A 22,397-nucleotide genomic window follows, 5' to 3' on the forward strand; every position below is an offset into this window, starting at 1 on the left:
GAATTAAATAATCTCGTATTGTTTCAATAACTCATTCCAGCTTTCAATGCTCGTCACAGGTGGATTGTCTGCAAAAATGGTTTTGAGCTGCACTGGCCCATTTTGCTGCCAAGCTGGTGCAAGGTCTTTATCGACCAAACGTGCGCGCACACCTTCGACAAAATCTGCGTGGCGAATTTTCCAGTCTGAAATTTGCGTTTCCAGTTCAAACACTTCATTCCAAGCGTGAACCTTCTTACCCCATTGCCATAGTAACCACGTTAAAGCTGCTGTGGTTGGTGAACCTTTTTGCAAGTTTTCACTGGCTTGACGTAACCAATCGCTACGTGCATCGCTTAGACCAATGATGGATTCATAATCACTTTCAAAACTCACACCACGGCACACGCTTTGAATCACATCCAAAGAATTCTGTAGCGGCCCAGGCCCTACAGGACGGTGCATGCTGTTCAAGGTATCATCAATGGCACGGAAGTCACCTGCAGGGTAATGATTCCAGTCAATATTAATGACTTTTTCTAATACAGAAGCGCGTTGTGCATCACAAATATGGGTTGCCCAACCAATACCATACGCACCTGCAGCAGTCATAATTGAACCCGTTAAACCTGTGAACAAGCCAATCGCACCACGGTCAGCCAAGAAACGAGTTGCCCCTACATCTGGGTATAAACCAATGTTAATTTCTGGCATAGCTAAACGTGAATACGGTGTCACCAAACGGAATGGTGCAGCCATAAATAGACCTAAGCCACCACCCATGACATAACCTTCACCCCACACTAAAACAGGCTTGGCATAGTTATGTAGCAACAAGTCCAACGCATATTCTTGCTCAAAGAATTTATTGGCAGTTGCAACCTCATCATTAATGACAAGCTGACGTAATTTACGCACATCACCGCCTGCACAAAATGCTTTTGGTGTGGTCGAATCTAGCCAAATTGCTTTTACGCTATCATCGGTATGAAAGTCTTCAAATACTGCCAATAATGCAGAAACAATAGATTCATCTAAAGCATGCAAAGATTTTGGGCGATTCAAACGTACAATGCGCCAACCGTTATTTGCTTCTTCGACAATTAAATCCGGATGATATTCTTTAGAAATGGGAGAATGTGTCATGCGTCCAGCTGCCAGTCTATAGGCTCAATGCCATTTTGTTTAAGATAATTATTTGATTTTGAAAATACTTTACATCCAAAAAAACCACCGCGGTTTGCTGCCAATGGGGATGGATGCGCTGCCTTCAAAATCAGATGTTTATTTGGATCTATACGTTGTCCTTTACGTTGTGCATACGCGCCCCACAAAATAAACACAATATGCTCACGTTGTTGATTTAACACATCAATCACATGATCTGTAAAATCTTCCCAACCCTGCTTTTGGTGCGAGGTTGGTTGTCCTGCTTCTACCGTTAACACGCTGTTGAGCAGCAATACCCCTTGCTCTGCCCAATGGGTTAAATCACCGTGTCTTGGAATAGGCACACCTAAATCTGTATGTAACTCATGGAAAATATTACGCAAAGATGGTGGCAATGCAACCCCTCTTTGTACAGAAAAACTAAGTCCATGTGCCTGATTAGGTCCATGATAAGGGTCTTGCCCAATAATCACGACTTTCACCTGATTTAAAGGCGTGGTATTTAGAGCATTAAATATCAGTGAACTTGGTGGATAAATCACCTTATTCTGTTGTTTTTCCTGCAACAAAAAATCGCGTAGCGCATCCATTTGTGGACTCAATAAAAATTCAGCTAGATTGTATTTCCAACTCTCATCTAACTGAACTTTATTTAAGCTCGCATATTGCTGCTCAGTAAAAGACATACCGCTATCAATCCTTGTTGATGTCTAATGATGTGATTTAAAGTTTAACTTGTAACTCGACATTCGGGTTTTGGAATGTCATCCCCTGTTTTAATTTTTCATACATTTGTGGGTCTGACCATTCTGTCTGTACTTGCTCAGAGAAATGAATTTGATCCAGACTTAGCAATCCCATCTGCGCATTTTCAATATCTTCCAAAAAGCTTTGTGCATAGCCTGTATCAGTTTCATGTACAATCACAGAATAGACTTCTACATCACCTTCCCCATTTTGTGTGATGGTTGATGCCAAAACTTGTTGTGCCAAATAAAAGAAAATACGTGAAAACTGCTCTGCTGATGGCGATACTGGTAAAGATACCCAACGTGCGCTGAACGTTTTGCAGGCTTGAATATATGCAGGGTCATCCTGCTCCCAAAAACAAATGGCATGATCGAAGGCATCAAATAATTCTTTGATTACACCTTTAAGCAAACCAAAGTCATACACCATTTGTCCATGATCAAGTTTTGAAGCTTTCAGTAATAATTCTACTTTATAGCTATGACCATGAATCGAGCGCTTACAGCGGTCTGAAGTGCAATTACGCACAATATGCGCATTTTCAAACTTAAATAACTTTCGAATTAACATGGGTCTTAACGTCATCAAAATATTTGGGGGATATTCTTTTTAATTATAATGCAAAACGTGAACAATAAGCCAATTTTAGCCCGCAGATTGCCAGACAAAAATCGTAATGATCAGTTTCAGTACAGATATGCAATGCATTTGCATCCGAATAACAGCAACTAAGTCAAGGTTAATGCTAATACTTAAAATGGCGCCAGACTTCGCCCACTGACATTGACAGATTTTTCGCTACGCACCAAATCACTGCTAAATTGACGTTTGCGCTCGCCCAATACCACTTCAATTTTGGCTTTAAAATAATGGGATTGCACACCCAATAAACTTGTAAATTCATTGCGTATCGCGCTATCGACAGCTTGAAAGCCATCTAACTCCCACAAAGCATTTACATTGCTAAAGTGCTCTAAATTGGCATTACGACGATCAAGTAGATTTTGCACAGCAACCACATCCAATTTTTCATCAAAGCTCGCCAAAACTAAAGCAGGTGCGGTATTAATATTGATAGTGGTATCTCGTTTTGGCAAGGCACTCACATAAGGTGCAATTTGCTGATACTTCGCACCTTCAAAACCACGGACTTGTTTTAATTCTTCCGCACTATGAAACAAGCTATTGGGCGGTAAATAAGGAATTGGCAAACCTTGGTAATAACTCGACTCTGCACCCATAGCACCACTCGGTTCATCATCTGCATCTTGCCAATCAATCACAGCTTCACTTAATTGCGCAGGTAGCCCAACACGCTGCAATAATTTTTCAAAATATTTTTTTGCTTTTTCGTTTACTTGATCTTCGGTTGTCAGCAAACTATTTAAATTAAATTTCCCTGACTCATCTTGCAGCACGCCCGATACATAACCATCTTCGACTGGAAATGGCGGCATCGGTTTTGCCCAGTTCTCTTGTAAGTGATCAACTTGGCCTGCATTTTCAGCATCATCTTGCAGTAATTCTGCAAAAAATACTTCAGCACTTTTGGCATATAACAATGCCTGATTTTGACGCATCAAATAGGCGGTATTTTCACTGGTGTACATTTGCCGCTTGGCAATGGTCGCTGCCAAAATCGTAGCTAAGGCAACCAACATCAAAATCGTAATCAAGGCGATGCCTTGTTGTAATTTGATGATGCTACCTAAGCGCTGAGTCGATTTTGAATACATTGCCACTGTGCCTTTAATTGTCTTTCTTCTTTAAAAAATCAGTCTGCAATAAGCTAAATATCCATTCGTATTGCACGTCACGCACGGTTAAATTTATTTTTATTCCTTTCGGGAGTAGCCTTAATTGTTCAGTTTGCTGCGAATCGACACTGCTTTCAGGCCAACTGCTCAATTCATTTGGATTCAAAACCATAATCTCAAAGGCTTCGACTTCATCCAACATCACGCTCGACTCAGGCTGATCATTGCCCGTTTGATGCAAATTACGATATTTTAAACGATACAATTTTTTTTCATCGGCACGATATTGATATTCAACACGCTCATGGGGTGAAATACTCTGCTGCAAAGGATCGGTCACCCCTGTTTTACTGAAATTAAAACGTCCATTTTGTAAAACCAAAGCAGGTTGTTGCTGCCCTTTGACATTGGCCGTTAATGGAACAGCCTGCATCGTGTCACGTAATATTTGTTGATAGCTTTCTTGCAACTGTTCTAGATTGGCTTCATGCATCGCATTGCGATCTTTGACTTTGGCGAGATAATCAAATACTTTCCAACCCAAAGCAGACAGCACTGCAAAAATTGCAATAGCGACTAGCAACTCAACTAAAGTGAAGCCTTTCTTTGTACTCATGATTGCTGCTCACGGGCATTAAAAAACACCAAAGAAGTCACTCCTGCTTCAACTTGTCCTGTGTCTTGATTATATAAACTGATTTGAAGATCGACACGTTGCACATTCGGGCTAATGGTTGGCTGTGTGGACTTGTCAATTTGCCATGTTTCGCCCTGTTGTGTCACTTGCTTTGACTCTGTTCCACTTAACCATTGCCGATTCATTTCCATCAATGCCACTTCATTCAAAGCCACAAATTGTGCTTTGGTTCTTAAAATTGCATTGGCGGTGGATTGGGTATATTGCATCGCCACTTTGGTCATTGCCATAGCTGCTGTTGCAAAAATTGCCAAAGCCACCATAACTTCAAGTAGTGTAAATCCTTTAGCTTTCATGGATTTTTCCTAAATGATCGACCTCTATTTCCGCACCTACAGGACGCTGTTCTAAATAGAACTGAATACGCACAGGTTTGGCTTCACCATTGCCCAGCCAAATCAGTGCGGGTGCATTACCTTGCAGCAACTCACTATTGTTAGCATTCGGATAGCTTTGTTCTAAAGATAAAATTTGGATAGAAACTTGTTCAGGCAACGTTCTGCTTTTAAATTCGCCATAGTTTTGCCATTTTTGATTATTTTGCAGGGTTAATTGTTGTTCTGAAGCATAAGGCTGATATTCCAGTACATCATATCGCGCAGGTGAAACATCGGTTGCTTGATGCAAATTGAGTGCAAAAATACGCGCTTGATCATTGGCTTCACGATTCAGTTTACGCAAATCCAATAAAAACACTTCCCGCGCCTGCATGGCTTTACGCTGATCAACACCACCGATATTCATTAAAACCAGCGATGCCATAATCGCCATAATGACTATCACCACCATCAATTCAATGAGCGTAAAACCGCGAACCGAAGATAGTGGTGTGTTCATAGCGTATTAATTCAATTGCTCGAAAGATTGTGCTTGTTTGGGCATCGCCAACGCTTGATCGATATAGGCCACACGTAAAGTATCCCGGGAACCTAAATAACGCTGATAGAAACTTGAGTTTAAAATGGCTGCCGCACCATGCGTAAGTGCCCAAATTGAAGCCAGATAATCACGCACTTCCATGTGACTATTAATAGATTCCAAATATTGTTCAGTCATACGGATAATGATGCGTAATCGGCTTTTACGAACCTGATATAGTTCACTAAACAACAAGCCAATGCCAACACCCGTTGTAGAAAGGCGTTCTTCAATTTGATGAAAAAGCACAGTACGTTCAGGATGATGTAAGTGATGCAGCATAAAAAATGCTAGATGTTCAGGAAACTGTTTTTCCGCATCTTTAATCATTTCTAGCAACATGCGCTCATTACGAATAATAAGCAACATATATAGTTCATCTTTACTTTGAAAGTGTTTATATAGAGTACCTTTGGCCAAATCCAGTTCTGCTGCCAAAGCATCAAGGGTCATTCCTGCTTCACCATTTTCCAAAAGCAACTGCTCTGCCACTTGGAAAATTAACGTTTCTCTTGCTCGAAACTGAGCCTGACGATCCATCTTCACCCGATAAACTCTCTTTTCACTATTCAATCAATGGAAATTTTTAATATCACCAGAACATTAAATTTTTGCATCATTCCACTATGCAAATTAATGTCCTTTGAGCAGGTTTTCAAAGTTTTGTGTTGTTATGAAAGCCATTTCCTCTAAGGACTTATCATATACATCACTTAGGGCTTTGGCTACATACGGAACGTATTTTGGCTCATTTGTCTTACCGCGATATGGCACAGGTGCCAAATATGGACTATCAGTTTCAATTAAGACACGGTCTAAAGGTACTTGCTTAGCCACATCACGTAAATCTTGTGCATTTTTAAAGGAAACAATGCCTGAAAACGACACATAATAACCGCAATCTAACACCGCTTTGGCGGTTGCCCAGTCTTCAGTAAAGCAATGTAATACACCATGTGTCGATTTTTCTGCACGGATAATATCTACCGTATCTTGCTTAGCAGCACGGGTATGTACCACCACAGGTTTTTTTACAGCTTGTGACGCATGAATATGCCGTGCAAAACAGGCTTTTTGCTCTGCGACAAAATCGGTACTGTGAAAATAATCTAGACCTGTTTCGCCCAAAGCCCAGACTTTGTCTGCTTGTGCCAAAGCAATCAGTTGCTCGGTGGTGGCGCGTGCCATATTTTCAGCGTTTTCACAAGGATGCACACCCACGCTATAACCGACATCGGCATGACGTGCTGCAATTTTTGACAATGCAATATGATCGTCTAAATCGACAGAGATACCCATAATTTTAGACACCCCCGCTAGGCGTGCCTGAGCAATTGCTGCGTCTAAGTCACCATCATAAGGGCTTAAATCCAGCATCGTTAAATGACAATGTGTATCTACAAACACGATTTTTTCCTAAAAGCAAACAACCTACATAGTGTAACTGTTACGGTTGTCAGACTTAAGCCCCGCAAGGATTCTTTCGGCTTCAGATTTGTAATAAACGCCTTTTTCACCGCTCAGTTGAATGCCAAAGCCCTGCAATTTAATGCCATTTTGCTTTTGCGAAATCCAGATGACTTTTCCTGTAAGTGGAATTTTTTGTGATTGTTCAGGCAAAGTTGCAAGCACGAAGATTTCTTCACCCATTTTTACAGGTTGTTTTGAGGGTACAAATAAGCCACCGCCCACAACGTATGGCATATAACTTAAATATAGCGTTTCGACATCAGGAATATTGGCCTGAATAATACCGCCCATACGTGGTTGCATCATGTTCCCCTTAAATATTCATCAACTTAATACATAATTGATCAAGCACTAGATTACTTTGCACGTTTTGCTCAAGCATTGGCTTGGCTTGCTGTAATTCTGCATATAAACCAAACAGACTTTCTAAGTCATATTGTTCAGCCAAATGCTGCAAAGCGGTGCTTAAATCCAAATTTTTAATGCTTTGATTTAGCTTGACACAAATTAAATCACACAACAAGTATTCAAACATCTGACTAAAATCAGTAAAGCTCAGCGCCTTGTTCCACTTGGTTGCGATTGCCATCGGCATATTTTTTTGCGTCACCAGTTTATACCAGTCTTTCAGAAAATCTGTACGCTGTTCCAGCCATTCTGCCTGTGCCAACTGCAAAGCCTGCAATGGCATTTGATTAGACAAATTCATCAACAATTGCTGTTTGTTCGCATCTAAATCGGGCAAATGCTGCTGCAAATATGCCGTAGCCTGTGCAGCATCAATACGGTCTAAAGCAAAATGCTGCAAACGGCTACGAATGGTTGCAGGTAATTTAAGATAATGATCTGCCAGCAAAATAATCACGATGCGATCACCCGGTTCTTCGAGGGTTTTCAGCAACGCATTGGAAGATGCAATATTTAAGGCTTCAGCAGGTTCAATCACAATCACCCGCCAGCCATCTACCGTTTGCTGGACAAAAGGTAATAAATCACGGATCTTCTCGATCTTAATTTTCGCGTTTTGCTTTTTATTCTCTTCATCGGTGCTGATATAGACATAATTCGGATGTGTATCTGATTTTAACCACTGACAACTGCTACATTCACCACAAGGCTGTGACTGCACATCACGCTGTTGGCATAAAATCCAAGCCACAAATTGCTGTGCAAAGGCTTCTTTACCACAACCCTGTTTGCCAAAAAACAATAAACCATGCCCCATTTTGGGAAATCGCCCTGTCAGGTTTTCCCAAACTTGTTGCTGCCAAGGATATACTTGTCCAATTACATCACGTTGCATGGTCGGTGATTCACTTACTCAAAATGGGCAATATCCATTGCATTTAAACGGTCTAAGTCTGCTTGGGTATCTACACCCGGTGGTAAATTGGCTTCTGCAACTGCAATGGCAATACGATGTCCATTTTCCAAGACACGCAATTGCTCTAGGCTTTCCAGCTTTTCCAATGTTCCCATTTCCCAAGTCACATATTCTTGCAGCAATTCCACACGGTACGCATACAAACCTAAATGGCGATACGCATGTGCATGCAATTGTGGTGTCGCTGCTTTCGCACCATCGCGGTCATAAGGAATCGTGGCACGGCTAAAATACAAAGCCTGATTGTGTTTAGACATGACCACTTTAACAATGCTGTCGCGAGTAAATTCATCTAGTTGCTGAATCGGCTCACATAGCGTAGACATCGAGCATTCAGGTTGAGCTTCTAACAACTGCGCCACTTGTTGCACCAATTGCGCAGGCAAAAGTGGCTCATCGCCCTGCACATTGACGATAATATCGTTTTTATCCCAACCTTTAATGCGCGCCACTTCACTTAAACGATCTGTACCTGATGGATGGTCTGCCGAAGTCAGCACTACATCTACACCTTCGGCACGGCATAATTCTGCAATACGAGCATCATCGGTCGCCACACACAAGTCATCAAAACCTGCCACTTTTTTTGCCTGATCAACCACACGTAAAATCATGGCACGACCATGAATTTCCAGTAAAGGTTTGCCTGGCAGGCGTGAACTAGCATAACGTGCAGGGATAACAATGTGCTTCATAATTTTCCTTATCATGGTCTTTCAGGCAGGTTTAAACCCAATTGTTTCAATTGTTGATGTAAGGTGACATAGCAGGCCGATGACAATACTGCATCTACAGGTACAACCCAAATTTCACGCTGAAAATCTGGATATTGTTTTAACAGAGGCAATAACTTTACTGCATCTTTTTCTGTGGTAATAATCGGTTGCGAATCTTCAAACTGCAAATCGGTAATTTCATAGTCATGGTGGTCTGGAAACTCATGGCATTGAAATTGGGTCACACCCATCGACTCTAAAGTTTTATAAAACCGCTCAGGAAAGCCAATGCCCACGACAGCATAAAAATTTTGGGTCGGATCAAAAATTAATTCTTGTGCGGGATGCAATAAGTATGGCGCTGCAACGGCCAAATGCATATTTAATTCAGAACTCGGTTGCGCTGCATGTTCAATCACCGTGGCATGCTCTAATCGAGATTTTGGTTCACGCAAATAACCTTCGGGCAATATTTTCTCGTTACCCAAACCACGATTATTATCTAAAACAATCCATTCCAATTGACGGTTTAAAGCCAAATGCTGCAAACCATCATCACTAATAATTAAATCCAATTCATGCTGTGCAAGTAACAATTCAATACTTTTTTGACGATTTGGCCCCACAGCCATCGGTACGCCTGTAGATTGCACAATCAAAGTCGGTTCATCGCCCACTACGTCAACATTAGCGTCAATGCTGACATAGGCTGGAAATGGGCCTTTTCCGCCATAACCACGGCTAATCACGCCAACACGAACATCTAAACTTTGTAGATATTTGACCAAGTGAATCAGCAAAGGGGTTTTGCCGCTGCCACCCACAGTAATATTGCCAATCACCATCACAGGTACGGGCGCGGTATAAGCGGTTTTAATACCTGAACGATATAAATTTTGATTGAGCAAACTCACACCACGGTACAATAAAGACAAGGGTCTAAGCACAACCAGCCATTTGGCCTGTTGCTGCCAAGCGTCCTGAATAAATTGTGCCAAAGCCATGAGTTAATGTTCCTCGAAGTTACGTTGATGCAACTGAAAGTACGCGCCTTTTTGCGCTATGAGTTCCTGATGAGTTCCTTGTTCTAAAATACGCCCCTGATCCATCACCACAATACGGTCAGCATTTTCAATGGTAGATAAACGGTGTGCAATGACAATGGTGGTACGGTCTTGCATGGCCGCATCAAATGCACGTTGAATAAAGTATTCAGATTCATTGTCTAAAGCACTGGTGGCTTCATCTAAAATTAAAATCGGTGCATTTTTCAAGATTGCACGTGCAATGGCAATACGCTGTCGCTGACCACCCGACAAATTCAAACCTTGCGCACCTAATGCTGTGTCGTAGCCTTGCGGTAAAGCCATAATAAAGTCATGTGCATAAGCCGCTTTGGCTGCAGCAATCACTGCTTCATCACTCGCACCTTCAAGCTGACCATAGGCAATATTTTCACGCACCGTACGGTTAAACAATACCACTTGCTGATTGACCATAGCAATTTGTGAACGCAGGCTATTCAGCTCAATGTCACGAATATCATGCTGATCAAACAAAATTTGCCCTGAAGATACTTCCTGAAAACGTACCAACAGATTGACCAATGAGGTTTTACCCGCACCTGAACGACCGACCAAAGCCACTGTCTCGCCTGCTTTGACATCTAGATTGAAATCATGAATGGCATGGTGTCCATCGGAATACACCAAATTCACATTTTTAAATTGCAAATTGCCTTTTAGGTCTGGTGTAAGCGTCCCGTGATTGTCTTCTTCAGGCATATCGAGCAATTCAAAGACTGAATGTGCTGCTGCCAAGCCGCGTTGTAATTTTTCATTAATATCGGTAAGGGCTTTAATTGGTTTGCTCAACATACCTGCGGCAGTAATGTAGGCTACAAACTCGCCTGCTGAAATATCACGTAGAATTTCTGGGCGTAAGGCAATCCAGATAATAATTGCCAAAGCAATGGACATAATGAACTGCACCACAGGGCTGTTCAATTGCTGCACTGCCACCATCTTTAAACCACGACGCAGGTTTTCTAAAGAGTTTTCTTTAAATCGGCTTTGTTCATAGGTCTGACCACCAAAACCTTTGACGACCAAATTACCATTCACCGTTTCTTGCACCACGTGGTTTACATCCCCCATGGTGTCTTGTACTTGAATAGATAAACGACGCATGCGTTTTGCAGCTTTACGAATCAGCAAGCCAATTAATGGGCCAAATACCAAAATACAGAGGGTCAAACGCCAGTTGGTATACAGCAAATAGCCGAGCAAGCCGAGTGTAATCAAACCCTGTTGTACCAATGTACGCAGCGATTCTGTAGATGCAGCGGTCAACTGCTCTACGTTATACATAATTTTGGCAGTAATGTGCCCACTGGTATTATCTAAGTAATACTGTGCAGGTAAACGCAGCAATTTAGCAAAGACTTCCTGACGGATATTGAATACCAAATTACGTGAAATCACTGCGGTATAGTAACCGCCAATAAAAGTTCCCAAACCACGGAAAAACATCAGTGCAATGACTAATAGCGGAAATAGTGTGGTGAAAGATTGGTCACGCTCCTGAATGGCATTAATAATTTTTTCCAAGAGTTTTGCCACAGATACTTCTGTGGCTGCATTAATGGCGAAACCGATAATCACCAAGATTGCTAAGCCCCAAAATGGGAGCAAATATCTCAGAAGACGGCGATAGACCTGTAAATCCTTCTTCACTAATAACCTCGAGTTGGGACTTTCGTACTGATATTGATGTTGACGAAACCAAGTTGTCCTGCGACATCCATCACTCGAATCACATCTTGATGAGTGGCTTTGGCATCTGCAGCAATGATAAACATTAAATCGCGTCGATCTTGAGAAATTTGTTTAATTGCTGTGCTTAAATCTGCCACTTCCTTAGTCGAAAGTGCCTGACCATTGACAGAATAATGCCCTGAAGAATCTACCACCACTTCAATTTTATGTTCATAAGATTTTGGTGGTACACCTTGCGCATCTGGCAAAGTTAAATTCATACGGCTAAATTGGTTAAATGTGGTCGAAAGCAACAAAAACACCAAGATGAACAGCAAACAGTCAATCATTGGGGTCAGGTTAATATGAATATCTTCAACTTGCGAGCGTTTGAATTTCATAAACTCACCTTAGCTTACTTTTTTCACATCTTGCACATCCGCATCAAGCTGATGAGGTTGACTCTGATGAAATAATCCTGCGTGAAACAAAGTCGCTTGCTGCTCTAACTCAGCAGTATATTCTTGCACCAAACGCTGAAAATAACGATAGGCAAATAAGGCTGGAATTGCAATTAACATACCTGCAGCAGTGGTAATTAAGGCTTTAGAAATCCCTGGAATCATTAAGGTTGGATTACTTGCACCCACATCAATCACTAAAAATGATTCAATAATCCCAAGCACTGTACCCAATAAACCCAATAATGGCGCAACTGCACTGAGCGTACCCAAGAAGTTGATATTTTTTTCTAAATAACCAATTTCTTGTGAAGCTGTCGCTTCCATTTGTGCACGCGCATAGTGTTCTGATTGTTGTTTGTTACGCGCACCCGCCTCAAAAATACGGCCTAATGTACTGTTTTTTAAGTTGGCACTTTGATTCAGTTGTTGCAACACAGTCGCTAAACTTTGCCCGCGGTTGAGCAACAACGCATTGGGCAAAATACCTGCTCTCTTTAAACGCATAAAACGCTCAATGGTAATTGCAACGGTAAATACCGAGCACAATACCAACGGCAGCATCAGCCAGCCACCTGCTTTTACCAATTCCCACATTCGCTTTTCCCCAATAAAATACGAATTAAAATTAATCGGACAGGCAAATATTTAAAATACCATCCAGCTCTTCCAGAGAGTGATAACTGATGGTCAATTTGCCCTTACCTTGCTTGTTATAATCAATTTTAACATCTGCACTAAAACGCTCAGAAAGACGTTGCGTGAGTTGTTGAATATCAGGCGCAATAGCCGTTTTCGGCTTTTCTTGTTTTGGCGCATTAAAGTCACGTACCAACTGTTCGGTTTGACGTACCGATAAATTCTTTTCAATTACATGCTGCGCGACTTTGAGCTGATCTTTAGCTTTCAAAGTTAAAATAGCACGTGCATGACCCATATCTAGCAAGCCTTGCTGCATCAACTCTTTAACAGGCTCAGCCAAAGTGAGTAAACGCAATAAATTACTGACCGTAGTACGCGCTTTACCTACTGTTTCCGCAATTTCTTGATGACTCAAGCCAAACTCATCGTGAAAGCGTTGCAGCGCCATTGCCTGATCAATCGGATTAAGATCTTGGCGCTGAATGTTTTCAATTAATGCCAAAGCAATCGCGACCTGATCGGTCAAATCACGCACAATTGCTGGAATTTCAGTTAAACCAGCCAACTGTGCAGCACGCCAGCGACGTTCACCTGCAATAATTTCATAAGGATGTTGTTCGTCATCAATCGGACGAATCACAATGGGCTGCATTACACCATGTTTTTCAATAGATGCCGCCAGTTCCTGCAAATCTTGTTCTTGAATAAAACGACGCGGTTGATATTCACCACGTTTTAATAAATTGACATCAATTTGTTTGAGCTGACCATGATCTAAAGATTGCACTTCAAGTTGTAATTTTTCTTTCTGGATTGACCCCAATAAGGCATCCAAACCACGACCTTTGGCTAATCCGCGTTTTTTTGTGGTCATGCTTTACTTCCTTTTTTCACTTTGCTTTTTTTCAACATTTCAGCTGCTAAATTCAGGTAGGCAACTGCACCCTTCGAGCTTTTTTCAAAATAAATGACGGGTAAACCGTGTGCAGGCGCTTCTGCCAAGCGTACATTACGCGGAATCACGGTATCGTATAATTTTTTACCAAAATAGTGTGATAATTCTTCAGACACATCACGGGTTAGGGCATTACGCGCATCATACATGGTGCGTAATACACCAATAATTTCTAAATCAGGATTGAGTGCTTGTTGAATACGGTCAATGGTTTGCGTCAGGTCAGCCAAACCTTCAAGTGCGTAATATTCACACTGCATTGGAATGATCACACTTTGCACTGCTGCCAAAGCATTCACGGTAATTAAGCTTAAACTTGGCGCACAATCGACAATAATATAATCAAAGTCTTTGGCAACTTCTTGCAAGGCATTGCGCAAAATAAACTCGCGCCCTTCTTGCTCAGCAATCACCAATTCAACCCCAGCCAAATCACGATTGGCACCCAAAACTTTATAACCAACTTCTGCCTTGCTAATTGCAGTTTCAATCGGCACTTCGCCCAACAATACATCGGTCACTGAATACAGCAAATCATTTTTTTGAATGCCTGAACCCATGGTGGCATTGCCTTGTGAGTCCATATCGACCAATAAAATGCGCTTTTTCAAAACAGCCAAAGATGCTGCCAAATTTACTGCGGTTGTGGTTTTTCCGACACCACCTTTTTGGTTCGCAATCGCAATAATTTGTGCCATGATCACCCCAGTCCTTTGAAAATTAGATACGTTTTAATAAAAGTAAATGACGTTGTTCGTCTAAGCGCGGAACTTTAAGCTCGATAATTTCACAGCTGAATTCATCTTTCAATGCCTCTACTTCATCGGCAGGAATCAAACCTTTCATAGATGCAATAATACTTTGCTCATGCATAAATGGTTTTGACGCGGCTACAAAGTCAGTTAAAGATGCAAAAGCACGACTGGTAATTACATCAAACTGACCTAACTCGCGGATGCTGTCTTCATTTTCAACACGGGTCTGAACTGCCACGACGTTTTTCAGTTTTAAATCGGCAATAAACTGTTTTAAGAAACGAATCTTTTTACCATTCGAGTCCAATAACACGCAATCGCGCTCAGGCTGACACAAGGCAATAATCATGCCCGGCATACCACCGCCAGTACCAATATCCAGTAAACGACCTGCAGGCAAATCTTTGAGGATGCTCAGACTGTCTAGCAAATGCTTCACCAGCATTTCTTTCGGGTCACGAATTGCAGTGAGGTTGTACGCTTTGTTCCATAGCACCAAAGCATCTTGGTATTTGAGTAATAAATTTAAAGCCTCATCACTGAGCTCTAAACCTAAAGCCTGACTACCTTGCTTGAGTTCCTGAAAAAACGAATGCATCACAATTCACATCTCGAAAAAGTTAATGGAAGTATACCGATTTATAGTTGCAGTCATAGGGGCGAATGCTTAGTGAATATGCACTTAAGCGTACACACCCTGCTGAATTTGTTGATCTAGCGTATTTAATCGTTCAGGAGTGCCAACATCCACCCAAACACCCTGCAATTTCTGTGCAGAAATTTTTTCTTGCTGCATGGCTTGTTTGAGCAATGGCGCAAGCGGACGTTTGCCCGATTCCAAACCGTTAAACATTTGCGGATGCATCACCGCCACGCCACTATAAGTCAGATTTTCACCTGAGCGTGCTTGCTCAAAAGTATAGGCTTTGTTTGCAGCCAAAGTGAAATCACCTTGCGGATGCTGCACAGGGTTTTCCACCAAAACCAAATGTGCCAAGTCGTCTTGAAGCTGCACATTTAATAGTGGCGCAAAATCCATGGTGGTCCAAACATCGCCATTCACCAATATAAAAGGTTCATTGCCCAATAATGGCAACGCATTGATGATGCCACCTGCAGTTTCTAAGCCTTCGCCTTCATGCGACCACAAAATTTTCACACCAAATTGCGAACCATCACCCAAAGCATCTGCAAGTTTTTCACCTAGCCATGCGGTATTAATGACAATTTCCTGCACACCCATCTTTTGTAATTTTTCGATGTGCCACACAATTAAAGGCTTACCACCGACTTCCAATAATGGCTTAGGTGTATGCAACGTTAAAGGACGCATACGATTACCCATGCCTGCAGCAAGAATCATGGCTTTCATTTAGGCAACCACCTCATACTGACCATATTTGGCTGTAAATTTTGGCATTACTGTATTGTGAATGAATTGCATAAATGGTTGTAATTCAGGATACGGCTTGCTTTCTTCAAGCAAATACCACATTACTCTAGGTAGGTCTTTGAGATAACCCGACTTACCATCACGTTCAAACAGACGCACAAAAATGCCTAAAATTTTAATATGACGCTGAATTGCCATCATATCGGCATCTTTTTTAAATTGTTCAAAATTACGATCTTGCTTAGATGCTGCCGGCAACAAGTCATAAAACATTTTAAACCAGCGATACACACGCTCAGCATTCCACTGTACATAAGCATCACGCGTAATTGAAATCAGGTCATAGGTGTCTGCACCAATCACTGCATCCTGAAAATCGATTACACCTAGCTCGGTATCATCATTAATTTTCATTAAGTTACGACTATGAAAATCGCGATGCACAATCACTTGTGGCTGAGCCAAAGCGGCATTGGCCAAAATTGCAAATGTACGTTTAATTAATGCACTTTCTTCAGCCGTTGGCTGAATCTGTAAGGCAGGCAATAACCAGTCGGTGAGTAGTTCCATTTCACTGATCAGTTTGTCATACGAGTATTCAGGGAAATGTGCGGTACCATCAATGCCTTGCAATTGAATCAGTTGTTTAAAACACTGCGCATAATAGTCATCTACAGTCTGATCATTCAGCAAGGTAGATAATAAGACATCACCAAAATCTTCAAGCAACAAAAAGCCTTGTGTCAGGTCTTTAGCTACAATTTTTGGCACGCGCACGCCATGGGCAGCAAAAAATTCATCAATCGTCACAAAAGGACCACAATCTTCTTTTTCTGGTGGTGCATCCATGAGCATAAATGTTTTATTATTCAACTTGATTCGTGCGTAACGACGAAAACTTGCATCGCCTGCTAAAAAATGAGTTTCAAATTGATCTGAACCAAGTACAGATGTTATCCATGTTTGTATCAATTGTTCGCGTTGTGTATTCATTTGCAATAAATTCTAATACAGGCTGAGTTTTTAAAGTGCTAAGTGTAGCTACTTCTGCGCTTTTTCTCTATGATGCGACAATAATTAATTGCGATTAAGCATTCTTGGTTGATGAGATAAATGAAGCATCAGTTTAAATTTAATCCTTTAGCGACTGCGGTCTTAACTCTGTTATGTGGTCACTCTGTTTCCAGTTATGCACAGACAGCAGATCAGGCTTCATCGGTCAGTCATATTGACAACCAACGGCTTAAACAAAGTATTCAAGAGACTTACCCAGGTCAGCAATTCTTTGAGCAATATTATGTTGATAAAGCAACGCCCGAAGCGCAACAACAATTTGGTAACACAGCCAGCTCGGCTTATTGCAAAGGTGCTTGGCTGACGCCTATCAGCTCAAGCACCTTTGCCGTAGATGCTGCAGAAGCGACCTCTACCGTTACTGCCGATTATGGTCACTATGACCCAAATGGCGATTCCGTCTTGGAAGGCAATGTCCTGATTGACCAGCAAGGCCGTCAAATTCGCGCCGATAAAATTACCATTGATCAAACCCAAACCTTTGCCAAAGCCGAAGGTCGTGTACAAATGGCACAAGCTGGTTTACTTGCGCAAAGTGATGAAATTAACTACAACCTTAAAACTCAGCAAGGCGATTTAAATAACAGTTTTTATATTGCTGAAGAACAGCATGCTCATGGCATGGCAGAAAAAATTGCACGTACCTCAACCAATACCATGGTACTCAATAACGCCACCTACAGCACCTGCCCGCCCGAGCAAGCGCCAACCTGGAAAATTCAAGCCAATGAAATTAAGCTGAATCAGGAAACGGGACGCGGTGAAACACGCGGCACCAAATTGTATGTGAAAAATGTACCAGTTTTAGCTGTACCCTACTTCAATTTCCCAATTGATGACCGCCGTACCACAGGTATTTTGACGCCTAGTTTTGGCTTTACCAATGATGGTGGTGTCGAGCTGTCTGTGCCTGTGTATTTAAACCTTGCACCGAATTTTGATGCAACCGTTAGCCCGCGTTATATTGCCGATCGTGGCGCGATGCTAGAAGGTGAATTCCGTTATTTAACTGAAAATTTTGGTTCAGGTAAAATTTGGGGCGGTTATTTAGTATCGGATGCCAAATATGATGATCAAGACCGTAAAGACTTGCACTTTTTACACAACTGGCAAATTAACAATCAGTTTTCGACTAATCTTGAATACAACTATGCTTCAGACAAAGATTACTTTGCCGATTTAAATAATAACCCTAACTCCAAAACCGATCTTAATTTACGTCGTGCTTGGGAACTTAACTATCGCAATGGTATTCCTGGCTTAAAAGCTCAGCTCAAAGTTGAAGATTTCCAAACGCTGGATCAATCTATTGCCTATGAAAAACGCCCTTATGCACGTTTACCACAATTCTTGTTGAATTATAAAACAGGTAATCCTCAAGGTTTCCAAGTCGAGTTTAATAACGACACGGCTTACTTCAAAAAAGACATTGGTGCATTAGATGTAGGCGAACCAAGCGGCACCCGTATTTATAACGACTTTGCAGTGCGTTATAACTACCGCAATCCGTGGTCATTTGTTATTCCAGAAGTGTCTTTACGCAACATTAACACCTTCTATGACAAAGACACTAGAAATGCGTTGAATCAATATAACTCATCTAGTGAGAGTGAATCCGTCACTGTGCCACAATTTACATTGGACACAGGGATTACCTTTGAAAAAGATGGCCGATTCCTACAAACGATTACACCACGTGCATTCTATGCCTATGCACCGTATAAAAATCAAAATGACCATCCCAACTTTGATTCTGCAACAGCATCAATCAATTATGATCAATTGTTCAGTCCAAACCGTTTCTATGGACATGACCGTTTAGAAGATAATAATTTCTTATCTTTAGGCTTAAGCTACAGCCTGTTTGATGAAATTGGTTTGGAACGTATTAAGGCAGGCATTGGTCAAAGTTTCTATTTTGAAGACCGCCGTGTCACACTAGAAAATACCAGCGATGATTTTGATACGCAAAGCCGTACAGGTCCAATTGTCAGCCTCACCAGCCAATTAAGCCAAAACCTCAGCATCGGTGCCAATGCTGCTTGGATGTCTAATGGCGACAATGCTCAGCGTAATGTAAATCTGCTTTACGCTGGCGATCAGGGTAACTTATATAACTTTGGCTATATTAACCGTCGTTATATTCCAAACCGCCAAGACCATTATGATCAAGTTGTGGCATCGTTTATTCAGCCGATTCACAACAACTGGCGTATTTTAGGTCATGCGCAATACGACCTAGACCATAGCGTCGCCCGTGAATATTTGCTAGGGGTGAATTATGAATCTTGCTGTTGGGGCATTTCAGTCTATGGACGCTCTTACTATAACGACTTGGATGATGTGACGGATGCGGGCGTTAAACCCAAACGTGCCATTATGGCAGAGTTAAATTTAAAAGGTTTAGGCAGTTTCAATAATAAACTTGCATCTTTACTTGAAAACCGTATTTTAGGTTTTAATAAAATTAATCAATCTTGGACACAACGTTAATGAAAACAGAACAGTTAAAACGATTTTTAAAAGCATCAACCTTAGCACTTTGCATGACAGCAGCGCTGCCTGCATTTGCTGCGAATGATCAAATTGTGGCTGTAGTTGACAATAGTGTCATTTTAAAAAGTGATTTAGCGCAAAGCGTGGTTGAACTCAAACAACAACTTGAAATGCAAAAGCGCCCTGTTCCGCCACAACACATTTTAGAACAACAAGCTTTAGAACAACTGATTGTACGCCAAGCGCAATTAGAACAAGTCAAACGCTATAACATTAAAGCTGATGAAAAATCCCTGAATGAAGCTGTGTTAAAAGTTGCACAGCAAAATGGAAGCAATAGCTTAGAGGCTTTTCAGCAAAAGTTAGATAAATCATCTCCTGGCAGTTATGCGTTTTTACGTAATCGTATTGCCGAAGATTTAGCTATGAATCGTTTGCGTCAGCAAGTGGTGATGTCACGTATTCAAATTAGCGATCAAGACGTTGATAACTTTCTGAAAACCCCACAAGGTCAGGCTGCCTTAGGCAACCAAGTCCATATTTTGCATGTGCGTGTTTCTGGAGCAGAAAATGCCGCACAAGTTGCGCAACAAGTCAAAGCTGAATTGGCGCAGAACAATGACATTCAAGCCATTAGTAAAAAATATACAGGCAATGGTGTAACCGTTCAGTCTGCAGACATGGGTTTACGTAACTTGACCGATATTCCCGCGGAACTTGCTGCACGTATTACGCCATTAGATGTGGGGCAAACCAGTGAACTGATTGAAGTCCGTGATGGTATTCATGTCGTAAAATTACTGGAGCGCAAAAGTACTGAGCAACGTGCACTAGTTCCACAATATCAAACTCGACATATCTTGATTCAGCCAAGTGAAGTCGTAAGCCCTGAAAATGCGAAACACATGATTGACAGTATTCACAACCGTTTAAAAGCGGGTGAAGACTTTGCAACCTTAGCAGCGACGTTCTCTAATGACGCTGGCTCTGCACGTGATGGTGGTAGCTTGGGTTGGGTTAATCCTGGGGTGATGGTACCTGAATTTGAAAACCAAATGAAAAATACTGCAAAAGGTGAAATTAGCGCACCATTCCAAACCCAGTTTGGTTGGCATGTACTGCAAGTGACCGATACACGCCAGCAAGATATGACTCGTGAATACCAAGAACGTATGGCACGTCAAATACTAGGTGAACGCCAGTTTGATACTGAATTGGACAGTTGGTTACGTGAAACACGCAACAATGCTTTTGTAGAAATCAAAGACCCAAGCCTAGATCGTAAAAAGAACTCCTAAGCGCATATAGCTTTTAGAGCTTTAGATCACAATCAAAACCAGTGCCACCGCACTGGTTTTTTTATTTGCAAGGGTATCTGCTCAAACTTATGTCCTCATCCGTTCGACTTTCATCAAGAAAAGTTTTTATTTTCTATTAGTTCCAATGGTAGCTGCAATTCTCCACACTCTTCTTCTGGCTCAGATGGGATAGTAATTTTGACTTGATTATTTAACTGCCATACTCCTTTTACAGGTTCAAATAACTTGTATTTAAGCTGAAAAATACGCTCTTCATCTGGCATTAATTCAACTTTTTTAATAATGGAACACTGCATCTCAGGAAATAATTGATCTTTTGTTTCAGTATTATAAAAATCTAAAGGCACATTGCAATCAGGATATTCTAATATCACTTTATCCGAATAATTATTAAGAAAAGATAATTTAATCTCTATAGGAGTACCTTTATCTTTATCAACTTTTAGATCATACGAAGCATCTTTACGTAAATCTGTTTTTTGATATAAATCCAAAAATTGAATTTCACGAACGACTAGACCACACAAATCAGTTGCAGCCCCAGATAGTCTTAACGTATATTGATCCTGTTTAAAGACATCATCACTATTGCTGTCGTTAGCATTCCCAAGACCAGGTGGAGGTGGAAGCCCATTACCTGTACCTTCTAAACTAGCTCCCCCTACACTAAAATCCTGTCCGCAACCAATCATTGTTAAAAATAAAACATTAAAGCAAAATAGCTTAACCATTTTCTTCACGGTCATGTTGATAAACCCCAAATATAAAAGTTTTAGAAGCATCTAGCTTGCCTTCATCCTCTGTACATTTTTCAGAAGCTAGCTTGAGTAGTTGTAGTGAATATTCGTGCCACAATTTTAGACTTTGATCACGTAAAAACTGAACAGATGCTTCTGTTAAGCCATCCGCACACACAGCTTGTTCTAAAAAGTTTGTCTGATTATTTTCAAATAAATTATGTAAACCTGCAGCCAGATGGGATTGTAAATTTTTAATCAAAATTTTACGAGCTTCTTGTAAAGAAGGATCAGGAATAAACTGTCCTTTTTGCAAGAAAATATTACCCTCTTTTTCAAGTACTATGCCTAATCGGATCAACTCATTTAACACAGACCTAGGATGGCGTTCAGTAGATACTTTTTTTACCAGAATTTCGAAATTATTTTCTTCATCACTACTGAATGGTAAACATTCTCCCCAGCCTTCTGCTAACCACAAACCTATAACCCGAGAAGGAACACTAATTGGTTCAGAGATATTTGCTTCAGTCAAAGGCTTACCCGCCAGCTTTGTCTCTTTATATGCACTGACATCCTTACGGTGTAGACCAGATAATAAACTAATAGCAGAAATAGTAGGCTTTTGATCAATCCTTTCTAATTCTTGAAGAGCCTGTTGATAAAAAATTGGTTTTAAAGCAGCTGAAAATTCTGTATATCCAACACCAGAACGAATTAACCATTGGCTAAGATAATCCATGAGTGCAAGCACTTGCTTTAAATTAAACTCAGCATCATTAGTAGGAAGTTTAGTCATTACACCAACAGCAATAGAATTACAATTGAAATTTTCTCACTATTTTTAGTCTCTTACAAATTATATCAGATGAATTTTCATATCTTGTGAAATAAAAATACTCACAACCTGGCTCTCACTATATCACTTTTTAATTTTTTACTATTTAACGTTCATCTATTTACAACTG

The 22,397-nt window shown here is 41.0% G+C and carries 25 protein-coding genes; 2 read left to right on the forward strand and 23 right to left on the reverse strand.

Annotated features, from left to right (window positions below):
• Nucleotides 1-3: 3 nt before the first annotated feature.
• The 21 genes from FTT78_RS08855 to FTT78_RS08955 all read right to left on the reverse strand — a co-directional run bounded on the left by FTT78_RS08855 (nucleotide 4) and on the right by FTT78_RS08955 (nucleotide 16,796).
• On the reverse strand, nucleotides 4-1,125 hold the full coding sequence (locus FTT78_RS08855) for an enoyl-CoA hydratase/isomerase family protein (protein ID WP_004976784.1): 1,122 nt from the start codon (nucleotides 1,123-1,125) through the stop codon (nucleotides 4-6).
• Entirely contained in the window at nucleotides 1,122-1,835 is a 714-nt protein-coding gene (ung, locus tag FTT78_RS08860) for a uracil-DNA glycosylase (RefSeq protein ID WP_004976786.1), read from the reverse strand. Before ung ends, FTT78_RS08855 begins: the two co-directional genes overlap by 4 nt.
• 37 nt (nucleotides 1,836-1,872) lie before the next feature.
• Entirely contained in the window at nucleotides 1,873-2,469 is a 597-nt protein-coding gene (locus tag FTT78_RS08865; protein ID WP_104851897.1) for a 6-carboxytetrahydropterin synthase, read from the reverse strand.
• A gap of 182 nt (nucleotides 2,470-2,651) precedes the next feature.
• Nucleotides 2,652-3,635: a type II secretion system minor pseudopilin GspK gene (gene gspK / locus FTT78_RS08870; RefSeq protein WP_180044045.1), complete on the reverse strand. Its 984-nt coding sequence runs from the start codon at nucleotides 3,633-3,635 to the stop codon at nucleotides 2,652-2,654.
• 13 nt (nucleotides 3,636-3,648) lie between these two features.
• Nucleotides 3,649-4,272, reverse strand: coding sequence for a type II secretion system minor pseudopilin GspJ (gene gspJ / locus FTT78_RS08875; RefSeq protein WP_131261480.1), 624 nt, complete (start codon nucleotides 4,270-4,272; stop codon nucleotides 3,649-3,651).
• A complete protein-coding gene (gene gspI, locus FTT78_RS08880; protein ID WP_004976793.1) occupies nucleotides 4,269-4,649 on the reverse strand; it encodes a type II secretion system minor pseudopilin GspI in 381 nt (126 codons plus the stop codon). The genes gspJ and gspI overlap by 4 nt, the downstream gene beginning before the upstream one ends.
• The gene (locus FTT78_RS08885) at nucleotides 4,639-5,190 is read right to left on the reverse strand and encodes a prepilin-type N-terminal cleavage/methylation domain-containing protein (RefSeq protein ID WP_131261481.1); all 552 of its coding nucleotides are present in this window, start codon (nucleotides 5,188-5,190) and stop codon (nucleotides 4,639-4,641) included. The genes gspI and FTT78_RS08885 overlap by 11 nt, the downstream gene beginning before the upstream one ends.
• 6 nt (nucleotides 5,191-5,196) lie before the next feature.
• Nucleotides 5,197-5,811 carry a TetR/AcrR family transcriptional regulator gene (locus FTT78_RS08890; protein WP_004976797.1) on the reverse strand — a complete coding sequence of 205 codons (615 nt, stop codon included), beginning with the start codon at nucleotides 5,809-5,811 and terminating at the stop codon, nucleotides 5,197-5,199.
• Nucleotides 5,812-5,904: 93 nt separating this feature from the next.
• On the reverse strand, nucleotides 5,905-6,678 hold the full coding sequence (locus FTT78_RS08895) for a TatD family hydrolase (protein ID WP_004976800.1): 774 nt from the start codon (nucleotides 6,676-6,678) through the stop codon (nucleotides 5,905-5,907).
• 24 nt (nucleotides 6,679-6,702) lie between these two features.
• Entirely contained in the window at nucleotides 6,703-7,044 is a 342-nt protein-coding gene (locus FTT78_RS08900; RefSeq protein WP_026438361.1) for a PilZ domain-containing protein, read from the reverse strand.
• A gap of 10 nt (nucleotides 7,045-7,054) precedes the next feature.
• Nucleotides 7,055-8,044, reverse strand: coding sequence for a DNA polymerase III subunit delta' C-terminal domain-containing protein (locus FTT78_RS08905; RefSeq protein WP_004976804.1), 990 nt, complete (start codon nucleotides 8,042-8,044; stop codon nucleotides 7,055-7,057).
• A gap of 14 nt (nucleotides 8,045-8,058) precedes the next feature.
• A complete protein-coding gene (gene kdsB, locus FTT78_RS08910; protein ID WP_004976805.1) occupies nucleotides 8,059-8,820 on the reverse strand; it encodes a 3-deoxy-manno-octulosonate cytidylyltransferase in 762 nt (253 codons plus the stop codon).
• Nucleotides 8,821-8,831: 11 nt separating this feature from the next.
• On the reverse strand, nucleotides 8,832-9,845 hold the full coding sequence (gene lpxK / locus FTT78_RS08915) for a tetraacyldisaccharide 4'-kinase (RefSeq protein ID WP_179990275.1): 1,014 nt from the start codon (nucleotides 9,843-9,845) through the stop codon (nucleotides 8,832-8,834).
• Nucleotides 9,846-9,848: 3 nt separating this feature from the next.
• Nucleotides 9,849-11,576, reverse strand: coding sequence for a lipid A export permease/ATP-binding protein MsbA (msbA, locus tag FTT78_RS08920; protein WP_179990134.1), 1,728 nt, complete (start codon nucleotides 11,574-11,576; stop codon nucleotides 9,849-9,851).
• Complete coding sequence (locus FTT78_RS08925) at nucleotides 11,576-11,998, reverse strand: biopolymer transporter ExbD (protein WP_004976812.1); 423 nt, start codon at nucleotides 11,996-11,998, stop codon at nucleotides 11,576-11,578. Before FTT78_RS08925 ends, msbA begins: the two co-directional genes overlap by 1 nt.
• A gap of 9 nt (nucleotides 11,999-12,007) precedes the next feature.
• Nucleotides 12,008-12,655 (reverse strand): MotA/TolQ/ExbB proton channel family protein, encoded by a 648-nt coding sequence (locus tag FTT78_RS08930; protein WP_004976814.1) that lies wholly within the window; start codon nucleotides 12,653-12,655, stop codon nucleotides 12,008-12,010.
• 31 nt (nucleotides 12,656-12,686) lie between these two features.
• A complete protein-coding gene (locus FTT78_RS08935) occupies nucleotides 12,687-13,574 on the reverse strand; it encodes a ParB/RepB/Spo0J family partition protein (protein ID WP_180044047.1) in 888 nt (295 codons plus the stop codon).
• Nucleotides 13,571-14,353 carry a ParA family protein gene (locus FTT78_RS08940; RefSeq protein WP_096901175.1) on the reverse strand — a complete coding sequence of 261 codons (783 nt, stop codon included), beginning with the start codon at nucleotides 14,351-14,353 and terminating at the stop codon, nucleotides 13,571-13,573. Before FTT78_RS08940 ends, FTT78_RS08935 begins: the two co-directional genes overlap by 4 nt.
• Before the next feature lie 22 nt (nucleotides 14,354-14,375).
• On the reverse strand, nucleotides 14,376-15,008 hold the full coding sequence (gene rsmG / locus FTT78_RS08945) for a 16S rRNA (guanine(527)-N(7))-methyltransferase RsmG (RefSeq protein ID WP_131261485.1): 633 nt from the start codon (nucleotides 15,006-15,008) through the stop codon (nucleotides 14,376-14,378).
• Nucleotides 15,009-15,092: 84 nt separating this feature from the next.
• Nucleotides 15,093-15,782, reverse strand: a complete 690-nt coding sequence (gene murU, locus FTT78_RS08950) for an N-acetylmuramate alpha-1-phosphate uridylyltransferase MurU (RefSeq protein WP_131261486.1) — start codon at nucleotides 15,780-15,782, stop codon at nucleotides 15,093-15,095.
• Entirely contained in the window at nucleotides 15,783-16,796 is a 1,014-nt protein-coding gene (locus FTT78_RS08955) for an aminoglycoside phosphotransferase family protein (protein WP_180044049.1), read from the reverse strand.
• Between the two features lie 120 nt (nucleotides 16,797-16,916).
• Between FTT78_RS08955 and FTT78_RS08960 the strand changes: the two genes are divergently transcribed.
• Nucleotides 16,917-19,370 (forward strand): LPS-assembly protein LptD, encoded by a 2,454-nt coding sequence (locus FTT78_RS08960; protein ID WP_180044051.1) that lies wholly within the window; start codon nucleotides 16,917-16,919, stop codon nucleotides 19,368-19,370.
• On the forward strand, nucleotides 19,370-20,671 hold the full coding sequence (locus FTT78_RS08965) for a peptidylprolyl isomerase (RefSeq protein ID WP_131261489.1): 1,302 nt from the start codon (nucleotides 19,370-19,372) through the stop codon (nucleotides 20,669-20,671). The genes FTT78_RS08960 and FTT78_RS08965 overlap by 1 nt, the downstream gene beginning before the upstream one ends.
• A gap of 113 nt (nucleotides 20,672-20,784) precedes the next feature.
• Here FTT78_RS08965 and FTT78_RS08970 read toward each other — a convergent pair whose 3' ends face one another.
• Nucleotides 20,785-21,438, reverse strand: coding sequence for a hypothetical protein (locus FTT78_RS08970; RefSeq protein ID WP_131261490.1), 654 nt, complete (start codon nucleotides 21,436-21,438; stop codon nucleotides 20,785-20,787).
• On the reverse strand, nucleotides 21,416-22,228 hold the full coding sequence (locus FTT78_RS08975; protein WP_178867737.1) for a DUF6502 family protein: 813 nt from the start codon (nucleotides 22,226-22,228) through the stop codon (nucleotides 21,416-21,418). Before FTT78_RS08975 ends, FTT78_RS08970 begins: the two co-directional genes overlap by 23 nt.
• Nucleotides 22,229-22,397 lie beyond the last annotated feature (169 nt).

This window comes from Acinetobacter sp. YH01011 (assembly GCF_013420785.1).
Lineage (GTDB): Bacteria > Pseudomonadota > Gammaproteobacteria > Pseudomonadales > Moraxellaceae > Acinetobacter > Acinetobacter towneri.